The following is a 17,759-nucleotide window of genomic DNA, read 5'->3' as shown; positions in this document are numbered from 1 at the left end:
GGATTTCCGTGATTTTGCGAAAGGAATTCGCGGCACGACAGGAAGCCGCGCACGCCGAAGCGCCGCCGCCTCAGGGCTGACTGGATGTCAGAGCAGAGGGTCGATGATGGCCGACATTTCCTCAATCGACATCGCCCCTTTGTAGGTCTTACCGTTGATGAAGAAGGTCGGTGTCGAGTCGACCTTGAATTCATTGGCGCCGCGCTTCTGGACCGATCTCACATCGTCCAGAAGTTTCTGGTCCGTCAAGCAGGCCTCGAAGGACTCCTGTGTAAAACCGGCGAGCTTCGAGATTTGCAGCAGCGCATCCTTGGTATTCTGAACGCCAACCCAGTTCGCCTGCTGCCTGAACAGGACGTCGACCATGGGGTAATAGTTATCCTTGGCGCAGCGCGCCAGCATAAAACCGGCTTCGGCGCTCGGATCGAACGGGAATTCGCGCAGGATGTAGCGGACCTTGCCGGTGTCGATGTACTTGGTCTTCAGGTCCGGAAAGGTGGTCTCGGCGAAATGCGCGCAGTGCGGGCAGGTCATCGAGGCGTATTCGACGATGGTGACCTTGGCGTCATCCTTGCCAAGCTGCTTGTCGGGCAGCGCACCCGGCTTCATCAGCTCCGTCATGTCCACGGTGCCCTGGGCTTCCGGCGCGGTGGCGGCGGCCGGCGTGGCCGGCTTCGCGGGGGCGGCCGGGGCCGCAGGCTTCACATCCGCGGCCTTCGCCTCCTCGCCAGAGTCGCTGCAGGCGGCGAGCAGGGCCACCGCCGGAATGGCGGCCAGCGAAGACAGGAGGTTTCTGCGAGACAAGCTTTGGCCGAACGGGGGACGGTTCATACGAATCACCTGACAAGGGTTGGATTTTGCAATGCAAAGGCACGAAAAGGCGAGAGTTGGCGCGAATTAAGGCATCTCGATCCCCAATCCAATCGCGAAACCTGACAAGAGCGATCACGAATGCGAGATATTGACGACGAATCCATGACTTTCTTCGAGACGCCTATGATTTTCTCTCCCCAATAATGGTCGCGCCAAGTTTCTCCAGCGAGGCGCGCAGTTCATCATTATCGACCAGGCCGACAGTTCCCGACAATTTCGTCTTCTCAGCCGCCGTCAGCGGCCTCAGGGCCGGTTTGCGCTTTCCTTTGTCGGCTGTCACCGGCTTCTGCAGGATCCTGATGCGATTGATGGCGGTGAAGCCGAGGAAGGCGTTGACCCGGTTGATGATCTCGCCCGTCTCGTGCTGCAGATGAAGTGCCGCCATGCCTTCGCAGGCAATGACCAGCACGGCCGGCTCGAACGGATCGTCCTCATGCATACGGCGCGGCCACTGGATTTTTTCGGGGCGCGAATGGCTGGCCAGCCGCGGGCCGGCGATCTCGTCCCATGACTGGACGAGGCCGATCGAAATGCCGGCCCGCTTGCGCAGCACCGGATCGAGGATCCTGGTCGCGAGATCGCTGACCGGGACGGGATTGCCGTAGGGCGTTCTCCCTGCCATGTACGTCCTCCAGCGACGACCCAGCAGATACCGGCCAGGCCAATACAAGATCAATGGCACCAGCAGACCAGACCCGCAAGACCGCATCCTGGGATAGTGGCAAAGCCACATCCGGAGATAGCAGCACAGCTGCATCCGGTGTCAGCGACGATATCGCATCCCGCCTGCTCAGCTGGTACGATGTGCATCACCGTGAATTGCCGTGGCGCATCACACCAATTGAGCATGCGCGCGGCGTGCGGCCTGATCCCTACCGCATCTGGCTCTCCGAGGTCATGCTGCAGCAGACCACCGTCGAAGCGGTGAAGGCTTATTTCAAGGTATTCGTCGAGAAATGGCCCGATGTCGAAGCGCTGGCCGCGGCGCCCACCGAGGACGTGATGAAGGCCTGGGCCGGGCTCGGCTACTACTCCCGCGCCCGCAATCTCAAGGCCTGTGCCGATCTTGTGGCCGCGCGTGGCGGCCGGTTTCCCGACACGGAGACGGGTTTGAGAGAACTGCCCGGCATCGGCGCCTATACGTCGGCGGCCATCACGGCGATTGCCTTCGATCGCCCCGCCGCCGTTGTCGACGGCAATGTCGAACGTGTCATCTCCCGGCTGTTTTCGATCACAACCCCGCTCAGCGAAGCCAAGCCCGAGATCCGTGCCCATGTCGAGCGCATGGTGCCCGGGACAAGGCCTGGCGACTTCGCCCAAGCGATGATGGATCTCGGCGCCACCATCTGCACGCCACGCCGGCCGCGCTGCATGCTGTGCCCGCTGCGCGAAGACTGCAGCGCGGTCGTTTCAGGCGATCCCGAGCACTTCCCGGTGCGCCTGCCCAAGGCCGACAAGCCGCAGCGGCACGGCGCGGCCTTTGTCGCCGTGCGGGCCGACGGCGCCATCCTTCTGCGCAAACGGGCAGAGAAGGGTTTGCTCGGCGGCATGACCGAGGTGCCGACGACGGGCTGGACCGCGCGGATCGATGGGGCAACCACGGAAGCGGCCGCGCCCTTTCCCGCCGACTGGCGGCATGCGGGCCGCATTGCGCATGTCTTCACGCATTTCGCTCTCGAACTCGAAGTCTTTCACGCTCACATCAAAGGTGATGCGCCAGACGGGCATTTCTGGTCGCTCGCTCACGAGATTTCCGGCGAGGCGCTGCCGACTGTCATGAAAAAGGCAATCGAGGCTGCGATACCCGGCGCGACGAAAAAGCCGTCGCCACACAGTGCAAAGAGGCCCCATGACTGAAATACGCCACATCGTTTTCGACATCGGCAGAGTGCTGATCCACTACGATCCCAACATTCCGTTCAGCCGCCTCATTCCGGATGCCGAAGAGAGAAAGTGGTTTTTCGACAATGTCTGCACGCATGATTGGAACATCGAGCAGGATCGCGGCCGCACCTGGGAAGAGGCCGAGGCGCTGCTGATCGCGGACCATCCCGATCACGCGGAAAACATCCGCGGTTTCCGCCGCCATTGGCACGAGATGGTGCCGCATGCTTATGACGACAGCGTCGCCATCATGGTCGGCCTGATCGAGAGCGGCCACGACGTGACCATGCTGACCAACTTCGCCAGCGACACGCTGGCCGAAGCCCGCGAGCGCTTCGATTTTCTCAATCGTCCGCGCGGCGTCACCATCTCCGGCGAGATCGGCATGATCAAGCCCGATCGCGGCATTTACGATCATCACATCGCCGCCTTCGGCCTCGAACCGGCCGCGACGCTGTTCATCGACGACAGCCAGAAGAATGTCGACGGCGCCAAGGCGGCCGGCTGGCAGTCGGTGCTGTTCACCGATGCAAAGGCGCTTCAAGCAGACCTTGAGCGGCATGGCATCGCGACCTGATCGAGACCGGCAATGGGCAAGCTCGTTCTGACCTTCAACCCGGAATGGTCAATACTTGACGCCAGTGTCGAGCATGGCCACTTTCGAGGACGTGGCGATGCCTATTTCCCGACCGACGAGGTAAGCGAATTTATTGTGTCATTGCAGGCCTATCCGCTTAAACGCGCGGATCTGGTCCTGAGATCGCCCGGCCTGATAAGCATCTCGGTTTTCCCGGCGGATGGCGTCGGTCACCTGTTCGTCCGGATCGAGGTCGCGGAGGAGATCGAAGCCCGTGACTTCGCGCGTGTGCGACTCCGGACGGACTATTCGCGTCTGTCGCGTTTTGCCAGTCAGCTCTCACTGATGGCGAAAGGCGAGGTCAGCGAAATCATCCTGGAGGAAGACAAGGCCTGAGCTGCCGATCAGGCCCCTGCCCGCTCCATGCCGAGCCGCGCGATGCGGCGAAGCTCGTCGATCGGGGTCAGGCCACCGCTGCGCTCATAATGCCAGAAGGTCCAGCCGTTGCAGGCGTCCAGCCCCTGCACTTCGGCACCGATCTTGTGGATCGAGCCGGCGCTGTCGCCGATCGCCACCGTGCCGTCGGCGCGCACCTTGGCCGCCCAGCGCTTCTTGGCATCGTAGAGCGTCGCGCCCGGCATCATCAGGCCGGTGTCGATCAGGCTGACAAAGGCGACGCGCGGCTCGGCGCGCTTGCCCGTGAGAACGGTCAAGTCGGCCTCTTCCAGCGGCCGCACCGCGTCGATGCGCTCGTTGGCGGCGTCGATATAGGCCTGCTCGCGTTCGATGCCGACGAAATGGCGGCCGAGACGCTTGGCCACCGCGCCCGTGGTGCCTGAGCCGAAGAAGGGATCGAGCACGATGTCGCCCGGTTTGGTCGAGGCCATCATGATGCGGGCAAGCAGCGCTTCCGGTTTCTGCGTCGGATGCAGCTTGTCGCCATTGTCGTTCTTCAGCCGCTCGCCGCCGGTGCAGATCGGAAACAGCCAGTCGGAGCGCATCTGGATGTCGTCGTTGGACGCCTTCATCGCTTCGTAGTTGAAGGTATAGCCCTTGCCCTTCTGATCGCGCGTAGCCCAGATCATCGTCTCATGAGCGTTCTGGAAGCGGCGGCCACGGAAATTTGGCATCGGGTTGGTCTTGCGCCAGACGACGTCGTTAAGGATCCAGAAGCCGAGATCCTGCATCTTGGCGCCGACCCGGAAGATGTTGTGATAGGAGCCGATGACCCAGATGGTGCCGTTGGGCTTCAGCACCCGGCGCGCCGCCAGCAGCCAGGCACGCGTGAAAGCGTCATAGGCCTCGAAACTCTCGAACTGGTCCCAGTCGTCGTCGACGGCGTCGACCTTGGACTGATCGGGGCGGTGCAGGTCGCCGTCGAGCTGCAGATTGTAGGGCGGATCGGCGAAGATGACGTCGATCGATTTTTCGGGCAACCGGTCGAGCGCGGCGACGCAGTCGCCCTTGAGGATCGTGTCCAGCCATTCGGATTGCTGGGGAGCGTGGGATAGCTCGTCGAGAAGACGCACGGCAGACATTCTGACACCCAAGGCACGCGTTACTGTTTACTCTCCGTTATGGTTACCGATCAGCGTAAATATTCCGTGAAGGCCAAGGGACGGGTGTGGCGAATTTGCGAAGGCGGCCCTGTTGGTGTATGCCGCGCCGCCTGAGCCTTCCGAGGCCACTTCGCCCTCCTATTGTCCGGATCACCATGCCCCAGCCAGACCTTGTCATCTTCGATTGCGACGGCGTGCTCGTCGATTCCGAGATCATCGCCGCCCGCGTCGACGCCGAGCTTTTGACCTTGGCAGGATACGAGATATCGGCTGAGGAGATTTCGGAGAGCTATGCCGGCCTGACCTTCAAGGACATCATGCTGCGGGTCGAGGAAAAGTCCCGCATCCCCTTCCAGGCCTCTCTGATCGACAGGGAGGAACAATTGGTCGACCGCAAACTGCGCAGCGACGTCCGCGCCATCGATGGCGTGCGCGAGGCCGTTGCCGCGGTAAGCGTGCCGCGCTGCGTCTGCTCGAATTCACGCTCCGAGCGGATCGAATTCATGCTGGAAAAGGTGCATCTTCTGCCGTTTTTCACCGACCGGATTTTTTCGGCGATGGAAACACCGACCGGGAAAACGAAACCGGCGCCGGACGTGTTCCTGTTCGCGGCGGAGAAACTCAGCGCCAACCCGGCGAACACTTTCGTTATCGAGGATTCCGTGCACGGCGTTCACGGCGCAAGGACGGCGGGCATGCGGGTGATCGGCTTCACCGGAGCCGCCCACAGCTATCCCGGCCATGCCGACGCGCTCACCGAGGCCGGCGCCGAAACGGTGATCCGCCGCTGGGCAGAGTTGAAAAGCGTGATCGCGGCGCTGTCGGAGTGGTCGGACGCCTGAGGGCGATTGAATTTCGCCCTCGTGGCGGGACTTTTCTCGCCCGGTCATTTCAAAACCCTGATGGCTATGCGATGATTGCGTCATGACGATTGAGCTTGAAATCACGCCAGAGTTACAGGCCCGCATCGATGCTATCGCGGCGCGGTCCAGCCTGTCCGCGTCGGAAGTCGTTGCGGACGCGCTTGAGAACGGCCACTCCCTTGAGTGGCAGGAGCGGTTTTTAGACAAGGTGAACGCAGGAATTGAAGCGGCCGACCGTGGTGAATTTGCCAGCCGTGCCGATATCGAGCGGGTGTTGAACAAGTACCGCCCCACCTGATGCAGGTTTCATGGACGAGCGCCGCTCTCGACGACCTCGACCAGATTCAGGATTTTATCGCGCAGGACAGTCCCGTTGCGGCGTATCGGCTAACAGCGGATCTGATTGGTCGCACCGACGAACTCTTGGCGTCAAATCCCATGGTCGGACGCAAGGGACGAGCGGGCGGAACCCGCGAGCTTGTGATAGCGCGGACATCCTATATCGTTGTTTATCGGGTGCGCGGCAGTGACGTTGAAATCATCGCCGTTGTCCATGGGGCCAGAGAATGGCCGGAGAGCCTCACATAGCCCGCCCATGTCTTGTGTTCGCCGCTTAGTTCGTCGCGGCGGCTCTCTTCCTCTGCTTCTTCTTCGGCTTGTCGGCCGTTGCCTGATGCGCGGTTTCGTCATAGCCGGCAAAGGCCTGATAGTCCTGCGCCGTCGGCTCGGGCACGACAATATTGGAATCGGTGAAGACGAACTGCGTGGCGACCGAAGGATCGGTGACCTGGACCTGATACTGGTGGATCTGCGAATAGAGGACCTCGGTGCCATGCATCACAGCCGTGCGGATGGGCATGGTGATGGTGCCTGGAGAAAATTTCGGTCCGGGGACAATCTTGCCGGCGACCGCGATCTTCATCGTCAACTGGCCGTTGGCACGGCTGCAGTCGCGTGTCACGTCGCTGACCGATGCCTGGTAGATGATGTTGGCCGATTCGTCGGGCGGAGTTGCAGCAGCGGCGTCAGCCTCGGCCTGGGCCGCGGCATCCTGCGCGGCGTCGCCGGTCTTCTTGATCCTGGGCTTGGGCTTCTGAGCTTCCTTGGAATAGGTGTTGAAGAAAGCCGTGCCGTCCCGCACCGTCACCCTGGGACAATAGGCCTGCAACTGGCTGGCCAGTATCTTGGGATCCTGGGGCGGCGGTGGCGCCGTCGGGTCCTCCTTCTTGCCTATGCCGAGGTTCAGGATGCCATTGTCGCCCGATTGGCAGCCGGCGGCGGCAAGCATAAAGCCGGTGAGCGCAAGACCCGCCAAAAAGCGACCACTGAATGTACGAAACGCCATGAAACTGCACTTCCCTCTCGCAAAGCTGGTGACGTATATCAACCGCGCGGCAAAAATGCGACTGAGCCAGCGCAGAAATTAACCACCTTGCGGTGGATGGAAAAGCCAAGCAGTAACGGAATTGTGACATGCATTATGTGAGTACCCGCGGGGAAGCCCCCGTTCTTGGATTTTCCGACGCCGTGCTGGCCGGGCTGGCGCGCGACGGCGGGCTCTACGTGCCGCGCGAGTGGCCACAGTTTTCCGCCGCCGAGATCCGCGCCATGCGCGGCCTTGCCTATCCCGAACTTGCCATCCGCGTGCTGTCGCCGTTCCTTGGCGACGAGATCCCGGCCTCCGTTTTCGAGCGGCTGGTGCGCGAAGCCTATGCCACCTTCCGCCACGAGGCCGTCTGCCCGCTGGTGCAGACCGGCCCCAACACCTTCATCCTGGAACTCTTCCACGGGCCGACGCTCGCCTTCAAGGACGTGGCGATGCAGCTTCTGGCCCGGCTGATGGACCATGTGCTTGCCGAACGCGACCAGCACGCCACCATCGTCGGCGCCACCTCGGGCGATACCGGCGGGGCGGCCATCGATGCCTTTGCCGGTCGCAGCCGGACCGACATCTTCATCCTTTTCCCGCACGGCCGCGTCTCGCCGGTGCAGCAGCGGCAGATGACGACGTCGACGGCTGCAAACGTCCATGCGCTGGCGATCGAAGGCAATTTCGACGATTGCCAGGGCCTGCTCAAGGAGATGTTCAACGATCACGGATTTCGCGACCGGGTGGCGCTTTCGGGCGTCAACTCGATCAACTGGGCCCGGATCATGGCCCAGATCGTCTATTATTTCTCCTCGGCGCTGTCGCTTGGCGCGCCGGACAGGCCGGTCTCCTTCACCGTGCCGACCGGCAATTTCGGCGATATCTTCGCCGGCTACGCGGCCAAGAAGATGGGCTTGCCGATCGAGCGGCTGGTCATCGCCACCAACGACAATGACATCCTGGCGCGGACCTTCGCGACAGGGGAATATCGCACCAAGGGTGTCTTTGCGACCACGTCGCCGTCGATGGATATCCAGGTGTCGTCCAATTTCGAACGCCTGCTGTTCGAGGCCTCCGGCCGTGACGCGGCGACCGTGCGGCGCTACATGGACGGTCTGAAGCAGTCCGGCGCTTTCACCATCGAACCCCAGCAAATCGCCGGGATGCGGTCGGAATTCGACGCCGGCCGGGCTGATATGGACGAGGTCGCCGCCACCATCCGCTCGACGCTCGCGGCCAGCAACTATCTGCTCGATCCGCACACCGCGGCAGCTGTGCATGTCGCTGCGGGCAAGGCGTCAGGCGCCGTGCCGATGGTGGTGCTGGGTACCGCACACCCGGCAAAATTCCCGGCCGCCGTCGAAGCCGCCAGCGGCGTGTCGCCCGCACTGCCCGCATGGCTAGGTGGGTTGATGACATCGGAGGAAAAATACACGGTACTTCCCTCCGACCTGAAAATGGTGGAAGATTATGTCGGCCGCCGCGCGCGGGCGGCGCGTTAAGGAGTACTAGCCATATGGGTGTTGAGGTAAGCCGTCTGTCGAACGGCCTGACAGTCGCCACCGAAACCCTTCAAAGCATCGAATCGGTTGCCCTTGGTGCCTGGGTCAAGTCGGGTGCCCGCAATGAACGTGAGGACGAGCATGGCATGGCCCATCTGCTCGAGCACATGGCGTTCAAGGGCACGAAAAGGCGGAGCGCCTTCGAAATCGCCTCGGAGATCGAAGACGTCGGCGGCGAAATCAACGCCGCCACCAGCGTCGAAACCACTTCCTACTATGCCAGGGTGCTCTCCGACGACGTGCCGCTGGCCGTCGACATTCTTGCCGACATCCTGCAAGAATCCGAATTCGACCCGCAGGAACTCGAACGCGAACAGCATGTGATCCTGCAGGAGATCGGCGCCGCGCACGACACCCCCGACGACATCGTCTTCGACCGTTTCACGGAAACCGCCTATCGCCATCAGACCATCGGCCGCTCCATTCTCGGCACACCCGAAACGGTCAAATCCTTCACCTCCAAGCAACTCCACGACTTCATCGAGCGGCAATATGGCGCCGAGCGCATGGTGATTGTCGCCGCCGGCGACATCAAGCATGACAATTTCGTGCGCGAGGTCGAAAAGCAACTCGGCGGCTTCCGCAGCAAGGCCGACAGCACCATCCCGCAATATGCGCAATATGTCGGCGGCGACTTCCGTGAGGACCGCGACCTGATGGACGCGCAGATCGTGCTGGGGTTCGAAGGCCGGGCCTATCATGTGCGCGACTTCTATGCCTCGCAGGTGCTGTCGATGATCCTCGGCGGTGGCATGTCGTCGCGCCTGTTCCAGGAGGTCCGCGAGAAGCGCGGCCTGTGTTATTCGGTCTATGCTTTCCATTGGGGCTTTTCCGACACCGGCGTCTTCGGCGTCCATGCCGCGACCGGCCAGAGCGACATCGCCGAACTGGTGCCTGTCATCATCGACGAGCTGCAGAAGGCCGGCGAGAAAATCCTGCAGGAAGAACTCGACCGGGCGCGCGCCCAATATCGCGCCGGACTGATCATGTCAGCCGAAAGCCCGGCCAGCCGCGCTTCGCAGATCGCACGGCAGCTGCTTCTGTTCGGCCGGCCGATCGCCAAGGAGGAACTGATGGAACGGCTGTCGGCGCTGACGGTCGAGCGGCTGACCGATCTATCGTCGCGTTTGTTCTCGACCAAGCCGACGCTTACCGCTGTCGGGCCTGTGGGCACACTGGCGCCATACGAGGCGATCCTCGAATCGCTCGCAGGCACGCAGACCACGGCCCGTAAGCTCGCCGTCTAAGCCCCTCGAAGCGTCGTGTTCGCGCTCCCTTTCTTCCGCCGCGACCTGCCGGCGCTGAAAGGCGACCGCGTCACGCTGCGCGTGCCGTTCACCAACGACTTCCGCGAGTGGGCGGCGGTGCGTGGCGAAAGCCGCGCCTTCCTCGAACCCTGGGAGCCACGCTGGACTCCCGATGAACTCGACCGCAACGCATGGCGGCTGCGCATCAGCCGCTACCGCGAGGATTATGCGCAAGGAACCGCTATCGCCTTCTTCATCTTCGAGAGGAGCAGTGGCAAGCTGGCCGGCGGCATCACGCTCGGCAACATACGCCATGGCGTCTCGCAGAGCGGCCATGTCGGCTACTGGATCGGCGAGCGCTTCGGCGGCCGCGGCCTGATGACCGACGCGGTCAAGGTGGTGGCCCGCTTCGCCTTCGATACGCTGAGGTTGCACCGGATCGAAGCGGCCTGTATTCCCGACAATATCCGGTCGATCCGCGTGCTTGAAAAAGCCGGATTTCGGCGCGAAGGACTGCTGCGATCCTATCTCAGGATCAACGGCATCTGGCAGGACCACTACCTCTACGCCCGGATCGCGGACGATCCGCCGGGCGTTGGAACGAAGGACTGATTTTTGACGAATTTCCTGCGCAACGGGTCGCTGTTCGCCTTTGTCCTCGCGACACTCCTGACGCTGTGCGCGGCATCGTCGGCCTTTGCCGTCGAACCGATCAAGATTGCCCGCGACGACGTCGCGCTCGACCTTTCCGGCGCCGTCGAGATCTACCGCAACCAGGGCGAGAATTTCCAGGTGTCGACCGCGCCGGGTCCGGACGGTATCGTGCGGCGCATCGAGGTCGAGGCCAATGATGCCCGTTCCACCGGCGACTGGGCTGTTTTCGCGCTCGCCAACACCACCGACCAGCAACTCGACCGGCTGATCGTCGCACCGCATTTCCGCCTGGTGAATTCCGGCATCTTCTGGCCGGATCTCGGCTCGACCCGCATCGCCGCCATCACTCCCAGCGAAGGCTTCGCGCTCGATCGCCAGACCAGCCCCGACGCCGACGTTTTCCGGGTGACGCTGAACCCCGGCACGGTGATTACCTTCATCGCCGAACTGGCCTCGCCGAAGCTGCCGCAGGTCTACCTCTGGGATCCGGAATCCTACAAGGACTCGGTCAATTCCTACACGCTGTTTCGCGGCATCGTCATCGGCATTGCAGGCCTGCTGGCGCTGTTCCTGACCATCCTTTTCGTGGTCAAGGGAACCTCGATGTTCCCGGCAACCGCGGCACTTGCCTGGGCGGTGCTGGCCTATATCTGCGTCGATTTCGGCTTCCTCAACAAGATCATCGAGATATCGCCCGGCAACGAGCAGATGTGGCGAGCGGGAACGGAGGTGGCGCTGGCGGGAACCTTCGTGGTGTTCCTGTTCGCCTATCTCAACCTCAACCGATGGCACGGCCATTTCAGTTATGGCGCGCTGGTCTGGATCCTCGGACTGGTGCTGATCGCCGGCGTCGCCATCGTCGATCCGGCGGTCGCCGCCGGCATTGCCAGGCTGTCCTTCGCCGCCACCGCACTGACCGGGCTTGGCCTGATCATCTTCCTCGGCATACGCGGCTACGACCGTGCCATCATGCTGGTGCCCAGTTGGGTCATGGTGCTGTTGTGGCTATGCGGATCGTGGATGGCGATCACCGGCATGCTCGACAACGACATTGCCCAGCCGGCCCTGGGCGGCGGGCTGATCCTGATCATCCTTCTGATCGGCTTCACCGTCATGCAGCATGCTTTTGCCGGCGGCGCGCTGCATCAGGGCCTGTTCTCCGACCTCGAGCGGCAGGCGCTGGCGGTCGCCGGTTCGGGCGACACGGTATGGGATTGGGACGTGCTGCGCGACCGCGTCGTCACCAAGCCCGATGTCAGCATCCAGCTCGGACTGGCGCCGAACAGCCTTGGCGGCGCGGCCCGCAACTGGCTCCCGGTGCTGCATGCCGACGACCGCGACACGTTCCGCACCACGCTCGACGTCGTGCTCGAACACCGGCGCGGCCGGGTATCGCAGAATTTTCGCCTGCGCGGCGCCGACGGCCACTATCACTGGTTTTCGCTGCGCGCGCGCCCGGTCATCGGATCCGACGGCGAGGTTATCCGCTGCGTCGGTACCATGGTCGACGTGACCGAGCAGAAAAAGTCCGAGGAAAGGCTGCTGCACGACGCCGTTCACGACAATCTGACCGGTCTGCCGAACCGCGAACTTTTGATGAATCGGCTGGAAGCGATCATCTCGATCGCGCGCACCGAAGAAAAGGTGCGGCCAACCGTCTTCGTCATCGACATCGACCGTTTCAAGCAGGTCAATGACGGCCTCGGCATCTCGGCCGGCGACACCATCCTCTTGACCATCGCGCGTCGCCTGCACCGGCTGCTCAAGCCGAAGGATTCGCTGTCGCGCTTTGCCGGCGATCAGTTCGCGCTGATGCTATTGTCCGAACAGGACCCGGCCCGCATCGCCGCCGTGGCGGATGCCATCAAGCATGCCATCAACAACCCGATCACCTTTGCCAAGCGCGAGATCGTGCTGACCGCGTCGATCGGACTGATCACCTGGAATTCGCCGCAGATGTCGGCCGAGGACATGGTCAAGGATGCCGAGCTTGCCATGCACCAGGCCAAGCGCTTCGGCGGCGACAGGATCGAGCCGTTCCGTCCGGCCTTCCGCACTGTCGGCACCGACAGGCTGCAGTTCGAATCCGACCTGCGCCGCGCCATCGAGCGGCGGGAATTCACGCTTGCCTACCAGCCGATCGTGCGGCTTGAGGACGGCAGTGTCGCCGGCTTCGAGGCGCTGCTGCGCTGGGACCACCCGCGCCGCGGCATGATCCCGCCGGCGGATTTCATCCCGGTCGCCGAAAGCTGCGGGCTTATCGTGCAGCTCGGCCTGTTTGCCATGCAGCAGGCGGCGGAAGATCTCGCCAGCTGGCAAAAACAGATCGGTGACGCGCCGCTGTCGGTCTCGGTCAATTTGTCCAGCCGCCAGCTGATCCGCCGTGACCTGGTCAGCGACGTCCGCTCGGTCATCGCTCGGGCCAATCTGAAGCCGCGCTGCTTCCGGCTGGAGCTCACCGAATCGCTTGTCATGGACAATCCCGAGCAGACCGCCCATGTGCTGACCAAGCTGAAGCAACTCGGCATCGGCCTGTCGCTGGACGATTTCGGCACCGGTTATTCCTCATTGGCCTATCTGACGCGTTTTCCCTTCGACACCATCAAGATCGACAAGAGCTTCGTTGACGACAACACGCCCAAGCGCGCGGTGCTGCTGAAATCGATGGTCAACATGGCGCATGAACTCGGCCTGTCCGTCGTCGCCGAGGGCATTTCGGACGAGAGCGACGCGCTGGAACTGCGCCAGATGGGCTGCGAATATGTCCAGAGCTTCATGTTCGGCGCACCAATGCCGGGCGACCAGGTGCTGAAGACGCTAAAGGAGCAGTATCCGCTGACGCAAGCGTGATGGGATTCAGGCGCGCGTCGCCCAGGCGCGGACCTCTGCGATTGGCCGAGACGCCTATCGCTTCGTCATCCTAGGGCGAAGCAAGGAGCGCAGCGACGCGGCGCAGACCCTAGGAGCCATGCCGTGAGGTTAAAGCGTTGAAAACGGTTCAGATTTCTTCGCCGCTGCATCCTTCGACATAGGTCACGGAATGGATCCCAGGGTCTCCGCGACGGAGCTTCGCTCCTGCTTCGCCCTAGGATGACGAAGGTGTAGGCGGCTTCGGCTAGCCGCGAATGTTGCGCATGACTGTTCGCGATTACGCGTGTCCGGCCGCCAAGCTGAGATGCGCAAGCTCGATACCGATCGAGGCGAGGATCCGGTCGTATTTGCGCTCGATGTCGGTGTCGAACAGAAGCTCGGCATTGGCCGGACAGGTCAGCCAGCCATTTTCGGCGATCTCGGTCTCCAATTGGCCGGCGCCCCAGCCGGAATAGCCGAGCGCCATCAGCGCATGACGAGGCCCGCGGCCGGACGATATTGCGCGCAATATGTCGACGGTCGCCGTCAGGCAGATGTCGTCGGAAACGGTCAGCGACGATTCCACCCGATAGTCTCCCGAATGCAGGACGAAGCCCCGGCTGCGGTCCACGGGGCCGCCATTGCGCACGACGAAATCGCGGGCCTGAGCCGGCAAGCGGATCGCCTCCTGCTCGTTCATGATGCCCAGTTGCACGAGCAGGTCCGGAAACAGCATCTGCTGCGTCTGGTTGATGATCAGGCCCATGGCGCCTTCATCGGAGTGTGCGCAGACATAGATGACCGAGCGCGTGAAACGGTCGTCCTTCATGCCGGGCATGGCAATCAGGAACTGATCGTCGAGAAAGCCGCGACTGGCGACCGTCTTCTTGTGGCGCAACAAGTCCATGAAGGGAGCGTAACGCGTTTCCAAAGCGCCGAAAAGATGCGCCGTGCTGGATTCGACCAAAGCCTGTTGCGGCGGCTCGAACATTCTTCTCCCTCGAAGTCACGCAAATATGATACCGGCAAGGCCATGAAATCATTGCGCGGCCACGAACGGACGATCAAATCACCGCCATGCGAAGCTTGAAAATCCTGCTGCTCGGCGCCGCCATCGGATCGGCAACCGCTCTTCCCGCCGCCGCCTCTTCGTCGGCGTGGTACAACAGTGAAGGCGGCAAGGTTCGGCTGGTGACATCAGGCAAAGCCGACGATGCCGGCCGTATCCAAGGCGTTCTCGATATTGCGCTCAAGCCTGGCTGGAAGACATATTGGCGCGATCCGGGCGACGCGGGCGTGCCGCCGCAACTCGACATTTCAGCCAGCACCAACATCGCCGACGCCACTCTGTCGTTTCCGGCGCCGCAGCGCCATGACGACGGCTATGGCAAATGGGCAGGCTACAACTATCCGGTTTCTCTGCCGGTGACATTCACGCTGGCGACGCCGAACCAGCCGGCGGTGATCGATGCCGACATCTTTCTCGGCATCTGCGAAACGATCTGCATTCCGGTGCAGACGCGGCTGACCGTCGACCCCGCCTCCGATCCGGACAATGCCGAGGACGCGGCGCTGGTGAAGGCGAGTTTTACGGCACTGCCTGGGCCCGCGAGGTCCGATTTCGGCATCAATGTGCTGCCGGGCGACCACGAGACGCTGATTGTCGAGGCGAGCTTTCCCGGCGATCCGGCGGCGGCGGATTTCTTCGTTGCCGGCGAGCGGGACTACATGTTCGGCACCCCGGCCCGCAGCGAAAAGGACGGCAAGCTGATTTTCACCGTGCCGATCCTCGATCGCCCCTCGACGACGCCGACCGATGGCGGGCTTCACTATACGCTGACGAGTGCGGCAGGTGCGGTCGAAGGGGTTCTGCCTTTCCCTTGATCCAGCCTGTCCCAACGATTGCAGGAAGCCGTTGAGTTCGCTAGCAAAGACACGTCCTTCCCATTTTCCCAAGCGAGGAATCCATGACCATTTCCGTTGGCGACAAGCTGCCTGACGTGACCTTCAAGACGATGACCGCCGATGGCGCCAAGCCGATCACCGGGGCCGAGATTTTCTCGGGCAAGAAGGTCGTGCTGTTTGGGGTTCCCGGCGCCTTCACACCTACCTGCAGCAACAACCATTTGCCGGGTTATCTCGAGAACCACGATGCCATCCTGGCGCGCGGCGTCGACACCATCGCCGTCGTTTCGGTCAATGACGTCCATGTCATGGGCGCCTGGGCGCACTTCACCGGCGGCGAGGGCAAGATCCTGTTCCTCGCCGACGGCAGTGGCGATTTCGCCAAGGCGGTGGGCCTCGATTACATCAGCAACGATATGGGCCTGCGCTCGAGGCGCTTCTCAATGATCATCGACGACGGCAAGGTCACCGCGCTCAATGTCGAGACCAAGCCCGGTGTCGACGAGTCCGGTGCGGCTCATATTCTGGGGCAGCTCTGAACTTCAGCGACAACGTCGGGCTGGACCGCAACGGTTGCCGCCGCCCGACGATCGCCCTTGTATTCCAGGGATTGCCTTTGGGGGGACCTCGATGTTTGACATGTTCTGGCGTGCTATCGCGATCGGCATCGGCGCTACGGTGGCGATGGATCTCTGGGCCATCTTCCTGTACAAGGCGTTCGGGCAGCCACGGCCGAACTGGGGGCCGGTCGGTCGCTGGGTCTGGCATCTCCGCGACAAGGTCTTTCACGATGATATCGGCGGTGCAGCGCCCTACGCGCATGAAAAGGCGCTGGGCTGGGCCTTTCACTATTTTGTCGGCATCGTCTACGGCATCATCCTGGTGGTGTTGGCCGGAGCGGGCTGGCTTGCCGCGCCGACATTCCTGCCGGCCTTCATCCTCGGCATCGTCACCGTCGGCGCCGGCTGGTTCCTGCTGGCACCCGGCATGGGCGCCGGCTGGGCCGCCTCGAAGCGGCCCAACCCGATGCTGATCCGCGCGCTGAACCTGGTGTCGCATACGGTGTTCGCGCTCGGGCTTTGGGGCACAGCGCTGCTGATCCGATAAACAGCTCGCTAGAATAAACGGTTCAGATCCCGCCGGCCGTCCACCACACGGACGATTTCAACCCACTCAACAGGGCCATCATCCGTGTCCGGAATCGTTTCGTAGAGCAGTACAAACGGCGCCTCCACCCAGCATCCGTACGGAAGACCTGATATCGGGTGCCTAACACCCATGCGCGGATGGTCTGCCAGCTGCAAGGCCCGCGCTTCTAGTTGATCATAATAGCGATCGGCCGCTCGTATGTTTTCGCTGCCTATCATCACGTAGACGTCGATGAGGTCCGCCTTGGCCGCGGGTGACCAGACCAGCCTAACGGTCATTCCGCGAGGCTTCCGCCAGCCTTCGCCGAGCTTCCTTTCGCAACGCGTCGAAATCCACAGGCTCCGGCCTCCCACTTGCCTTGCCTTCATCCCACAGGTGCCTTAGCCGGCGGATATCGTCGTGCCGAAGTTCACGCTTGGCCAGCCAATCCCGCACCGCTTCACGCACAATCTCGCTTGCGGTGGCATACTCGCCCGCCTCGACAGCCTCACGCATCACGCATCACAGCTGCTTGTTGCGGGGTCACAGCCACGCTCATTTTTTCTACGTTTGCCACGCCCGTTTCCTTATCGCATTTTGCTCTATGGTAGGAAATATTACTCCCTCCGTATTCTGGAGCAACTGCGACGCCACCAAAGGCCTTACGTCCGCTGGACGCTGGTCAAGGCAGCCTGTCGTCGGCCGTCAACCGTTGATAACGCGATGCGCGCCTAGCCGCGCCGCTCCGGAAATTCAATAGCTCTGGGTCGAGCGCCGCACTTTCGCGATTGCCGGTTGTTTGGCCGGCGCGGCAGGCTTTGGCGCTGCTGCAGGCCTCAACGGGCCTTTCTTGAACGGCGCCATCCCTTCGCGCGCGAGTTCGTCGGCGCGCTCGTTCTCGACATGGCCGTCATGGCCCTTGACCCAGTTCCAGGTGACCTTGTGGCGCTTGTTGGCCTCGTCGAGCGCCTGCCAGAGTTCACCGTTCTTCACAGGCTTCTTGTCGGCGGTTTTCCAGCCGTTCTTCTTCCAGCCGTGGATCCACTTGGAAATACCGTCCATGACATATTTGCTGTCGGTGTGAAGGTCGACAACGCAAGGTTCCTTCAGTGCATTCAGCGCCGAGATTGCGGCGAGAAGTTCCATGCGGTTGTTGGTCGTCTCGGCCTCACCGCCGGAAAGCTCCTTGGTGGTGCCGTTGAAGCGCAGGATCGCGCCCCAGCCGCCGGGGCCGGGATTGCCCGAACAGGCGCCGTCAGTGAAGATCTCAACCTGTTTGCTCATGATA

The 17,759-nt window shown here is 62.4% G+C and carries 21 protein-coding genes; 13 read left to right on the top strand and 8 right to left on the bottom strand.

Translation table 11 applies throughout. The features are described from left to right. Window positions 1-87 precede the first annotated feature (87 nt). Together NKJ04_RS19690 and NKJ04_RS19685 are read right to left on the bottom strand one after the other, a co-directional pair. A complete protein-coding gene (locus NKJ04_RS19690) occupies window positions 88-831 on the bottom strand; it encodes a DsbA family protein (RefSeq protein WP_128302501.1) in 744 nt (247 codons plus the stop codon). A 163-nt stretch (window positions 832-994) separates the two neighbouring features. Then, a complete protein-coding gene (locus tag NKJ04_RS19685) occupies window positions 995-1,495 on the bottom strand; it encodes a DUF721 domain-containing protein (protein WP_127290824.1) in 501 nt (166 codons plus the stop codon). Between the two features lie 53 nt (window positions 1,496-1,548). On the opposite strand from NKJ04_RS19685, the gene mutY reads away from it, so the two are divergent. The 3 genes from mutY to NKJ04_RS19670 are packed head-to-tail and all read left to right on the top strand — an operon-like array spanning window position 1,549 to window position 3,730. Continuing rightward, window positions 1,549-2,730: an A/G-specific adenine glycosylase gene (gene mutY / locus NKJ04_RS19680; RefSeq protein WP_352628650.1), complete on the top strand. Its 1,182-nt coding sequence runs from the start codon at window positions 1,549-1,551 to the stop codon at window positions 2,728-2,730. Continuing rightward, on the top strand, window positions 2,723-3,334 hold the full coding sequence (locus NKJ04_RS19675; RefSeq protein ID WP_023808583.1) for an HAD family hydrolase: 612 nt from the start codon (window positions 2,723-2,725) through the stop codon (window positions 3,332-3,334). The genes mutY and NKJ04_RS19675 overlap by 8 nt, the downstream gene beginning before the upstream one ends. Window positions 3,335-3,346: 12 nt before the next feature. Further along, a complete protein-coding gene (locus NKJ04_RS19670) occupies window positions 3,347-3,730 on the top strand; it encodes a WapI family immunity protein (RefSeq protein WP_023808584.1) in 384 nt (127 codons plus the stop codon). An 8-nt stretch (window positions 3,731-3,738) separates the two neighbouring features. On the opposite strand, the gene NKJ04_RS19665 is transcribed toward NKJ04_RS19670, so the two are convergent. Continuing rightward, window positions 3,739-4,872: a site-specific DNA-methyltransferase gene (locus NKJ04_RS19665; RefSeq protein WP_023808585.1), complete on the bottom strand. Its 1,134-nt coding sequence runs from the start codon at window positions 4,870-4,872 to the stop codon at window positions 3,739-3,741. A 176-nt stretch (window positions 4,873-5,048) separates the two neighbouring features. Between NKJ04_RS19665 and NKJ04_RS19660 the strand changes: the two genes are divergently transcribed. From NKJ04_RS19660 to NKJ04_RS19650, 3 genes are all read left to right on the top strand, one after another. After that, window positions 5,049-5,735, top strand: coding sequence for an HAD family hydrolase (locus NKJ04_RS19660; protein ID WP_023808586.1), 687 nt, complete (start codon window positions 5,049-5,051; stop codon window positions 5,733-5,735). Window positions 5,736-5,817: 82 nt separating this feature from the next. Continuing rightward, on the top strand, window positions 5,818-6,054 hold the full coding sequence (locus NKJ04_RS19655; RefSeq protein ID WP_023808587.1) for a transcriptional regulator: 237 nt from the start codon (window positions 5,818-5,820) through the stop codon (window positions 6,052-6,054). Continuing rightward, on the top strand, window positions 6,054-6,344 hold the full coding sequence (locus NKJ04_RS19650) for a type II toxin-antitoxin system RelE/ParE family toxin (protein WP_023808588.1): 291 nt from the start codon (window positions 6,054-6,056) through the stop codon (window positions 6,342-6,344). The genes NKJ04_RS19655 and NKJ04_RS19650 overlap by 1 nt, the downstream gene beginning before the upstream one ends. Before the next feature lie 25 nt (window positions 6,345-6,369). Here NKJ04_RS19650 and NKJ04_RS19645 read toward each other — a convergent pair whose 3' ends face one another. Continuing rightward, entirely contained in the window at window positions 6,370-7,101 is a 732-nt protein-coding gene (locus tag NKJ04_RS19645; RefSeq protein ID WP_023808589.1) for a hypothetical protein, read from the bottom strand. Between the two features lie 128 nt (window positions 7,102-7,229). On the opposite strand from NKJ04_RS19645, the gene thrC reads away from it, so the two are divergent. Genes thrC through NKJ04_RS19625 form a run of 4 tightly spaced genes read left to right on the top strand, consistent with a single transcriptional unit; the run spans window position 7,230 to window position 13,438 of the window. Continuing rightward, on the top strand, window positions 7,230-8,627 hold the full coding sequence (thrC, locus tag NKJ04_RS19640; protein ID WP_352677127.1) for a threonine synthase: 1,398 nt from the start codon (window positions 7,230-7,232) through the stop codon (window positions 8,625-8,627). Between the two features lie 14 nt (window positions 8,628-8,641). After that, a complete protein-coding gene (locus NKJ04_RS19635; protein WP_127290840.1) occupies window positions 8,642-9,934 on the top strand; it encodes a M16 family metallopeptidase in 1,293 nt (430 codons plus the stop codon). Window positions 9,935-9,949: 15 nt separating this feature from the next. Further along, the gene (locus NKJ04_RS19630; protein ID WP_128302500.1) at window positions 9,950-10,546 is read left to right on the top strand and encodes a GNAT family N-acetyltransferase; all 597 of its coding nucleotides are present in this window, start codon (window positions 9,950-9,952) and stop codon (window positions 10,544-10,546) included. 3 nt (window positions 10,547-10,549) lie between these two features. Next, complete coding sequence (locus NKJ04_RS19625; protein ID WP_128302499.1) at window positions 10,550-13,438, top strand: EAL domain-containing protein; 2,889 nt, start codon at window positions 10,550-10,552, stop codon at window positions 13,436-13,438. 298 nt (window positions 13,439-13,736) lie between these two features. Here the strand turns inward: NKJ04_RS19625 and NKJ04_RS19620 are convergent, their stop codons facing one another. After that, on the bottom strand, window positions 13,737-14,345 hold the full coding sequence (locus tag NKJ04_RS19620; protein ID WP_352677166.1) for a YqgE/AlgH family protein: 609 nt from the start codon (window positions 14,343-14,345) through the stop codon (window positions 13,737-13,739). Between the two features lie 170 nt (window positions 14,346-14,515). Between NKJ04_RS19620 and NKJ04_RS19615 the strand changes: the two genes are divergently transcribed. From NKJ04_RS19615 to NKJ04_RS19605, 3 genes are all read left to right on the top strand, one after another. Continuing rightward, window positions 14,516-15,322 carry a protein-disulfide reductase DsbD domain-containing protein gene (locus tag NKJ04_RS19615; RefSeq protein ID WP_023808595.1) on the top strand — a complete coding sequence of 269 codons (807 nt, stop codon included), beginning with the start codon at window positions 14,516-14,518 and terminating at the stop codon, window positions 15,320-15,322. Window positions 15,323-15,405: 83 nt separating this feature from the next. Then, complete coding sequence (locus NKJ04_RS19610) at window positions 15,406-15,882, top strand: peroxiredoxin (RefSeq protein WP_023808596.1); 477 nt, start codon at window positions 15,406-15,408, stop codon at window positions 15,880-15,882. 91 nt (window positions 15,883-15,973) lie between these two features. Further along, window positions 15,974-16,450: a DUF2938 domain-containing protein gene (locus tag NKJ04_RS19605; protein WP_352677126.1), complete on the top strand. Its 477-nt coding sequence runs from the start codon at window positions 15,974-15,976 to the stop codon at window positions 16,448-16,450. Window positions 16,451-16,458: 8 nt separating this feature from the next. Here NKJ04_RS19605 and NKJ04_RS19600 read toward each other — a convergent pair whose 3' ends face one another. The 3 genes from NKJ04_RS19600 to rnhA all read right to left on the bottom strand — a co-directional run bounded on the left by NKJ04_RS19600 (window position 16,459) and on the right by rnhA (window position 17,755). Beyond that, on the bottom strand, window positions 16,459-16,770 hold the full coding sequence (locus NKJ04_RS19600) for a type II toxin-antitoxin system RelE/ParE family toxin (RefSeq protein ID WP_352677125.1): 312 nt from the start codon (window positions 16,768-16,770) through the stop codon (window positions 16,459-16,461). Continuing rightward, on the bottom strand, window positions 16,760-16,987 hold the full coding sequence (locus NKJ04_RS19595; RefSeq protein WP_352677124.1) for a ribbon-helix-helix domain-containing protein: 228 nt from the start codon (window positions 16,985-16,987) through the stop codon (window positions 16,760-16,762). The genes NKJ04_RS19600 and NKJ04_RS19595 overlap by 11 nt, the downstream gene beginning before the upstream one ends. A 237-nt stretch (window positions 16,988-17,224) precedes the next feature. After that, window positions 17,225-17,755, bottom strand: coding sequence for a ribonuclease HI (gene rnhA / locus NKJ04_RS19590; protein WP_352550830.1), 531 nt, complete (start codon window positions 17,753-17,755; stop codon window positions 17,225-17,227). Window positions 17,756-17,759 lie beyond the last annotated feature (4 nt).

This window comes from Mesorhizobium sp. M0618, from assembly GCF_040320765.1.
GTDB lineage: Bacteria > Pseudomonadota > Alphaproteobacteria > Rhizobiales > Rhizobiaceae > Mesorhizobium.
Note: the sequence above shows the minus strand (reverse complement) of the source record. Positions and strands in the feature narration are given on the sequence as shown.

Bases quoted from the DNA above. Each gene is read 5' to 3' on its own strand.
- NKJ04_RS19670 (WP_023808584.1), top strand. From the start codon at position 3,347: ATGGGCAAGCTCGTTCTGACCTTCAACCCGGAATGGTCAATACTTGAC.
- NKJ04_RS19650 (WP_023808588.1), top strand. From the start codon at position 6,054: ATGCAGGTTTCATGGACGAGCGCCGCTCTCGACGACCTCGACCAGATT.
- NKJ04_RS19620 (WP_352677166.1), bottom strand. From the start codon at position 14,345: ATGGACTTGTTGCGCCACAAGAAGACGGTCGCCAGTCGCGGCTTTCTC.
- NKJ04_RS19635 (WP_127290840.1), top strand. From the start codon at position 8,642: ATGGGTGTTGAGGTAAGCCGTCTGTCGAACGGCCTGACAGTCGCCACC.
- NKJ04_RS19655 (WP_023808587.1), top strand. From the start codon at position 5,818: ATGACGATTGAGCTTGAAATCACGCCAGAGTTACAGGCCCGCATCGAT.
- thrC (WP_352677127.1), top strand. From the start codon at position 7,230: ATGCATTATGTGAGTACCCGCGGGGAAGCCCCCGTTCTTGGATTTTCC.
- NKJ04_RS19595 (WP_352677124.1), bottom strand. From the start codon at position 16,987: ATGCGTGAGGCTGTCGAGGCGGGCGAGTATGCCACCGCAAGCGAGATT.
- NKJ04_RS19660 (WP_023808586.1), top strand. From the start codon at position 5,049: ATGCCCCAGCCAGACCTTGTCATCTTCGATTGCGACGGCGTGCTCGTC.
- NKJ04_RS19665 (WP_023808585.1), bottom strand. From the start codon at position 4,872: ATGTCTGCCGTGCGTCTTCTCGACGAGCTATCCCACGCTCCCCAGCAA.
- rnhA (WP_352550830.1), bottom strand. From the start codon at position 17,755: ATGAGCAAACAGGTTGAGATCTTCACTGACGGCGCCTGTTCGGGCAAT.
- NKJ04_RS19605 (WP_352677126.1), top strand. From the start codon at position 15,974: ATGTTTGACATGTTCTGGCGTGCTATCGCGATCGGCATCGGCGCTACG.
- NKJ04_RS19690 (WP_128302501.1), bottom strand. From the start codon at position 831: ATGAACCGTCCCCCGTTCGGCCAAAGCTTGTCTCGCAGAAACCTCCTG.
- NKJ04_RS19675 (WP_023808583.1), top strand. From the start codon at position 2,723: ATGACTGAAATACGCCACATCGTTTTCGACATCGGCAGAGTGCTGATC.
- NKJ04_RS19600 (WP_352677125.1), bottom strand. From the start codon at position 16,770: ATGACCGTTAGGCTGGTCTGGTCACCCGCGGCCAAGGCGGACCTCATC.
- NKJ04_RS19615 (WP_023808595.1), top strand. From the start codon at position 14,516: ATGCGAAGCTTGAAAATCCTGCTGCTCGGCGCCGCCATCGGATCGGCA.
- NKJ04_RS19685 (WP_127290824.1), bottom strand. From the start codon at position 1,495: ATGGCAGGGAGAACGCCCTACGGCAATCCCGTCCCGGTCAGCGATCTC.
- NKJ04_RS19645 (WP_023808589.1), bottom strand. From the start codon at position 7,101: ATGGCGTTTCGTACATTCAGTGGTCGCTTTTTGGCGGGTCTTGCGCTC.
- NKJ04_RS19610 (WP_023808596.1), top strand. From the start codon at position 15,406: ATGACCATTTCCGTTGGCGACAAGCTGCCTGACGTGACCTTCAAGACG.
- mutY (WP_352628650.1), top strand. From the start codon at position 1,549: ATGGCACCAGCAGACCAGACCCGCAAGACCGCATCCTGGGATAGTGGC.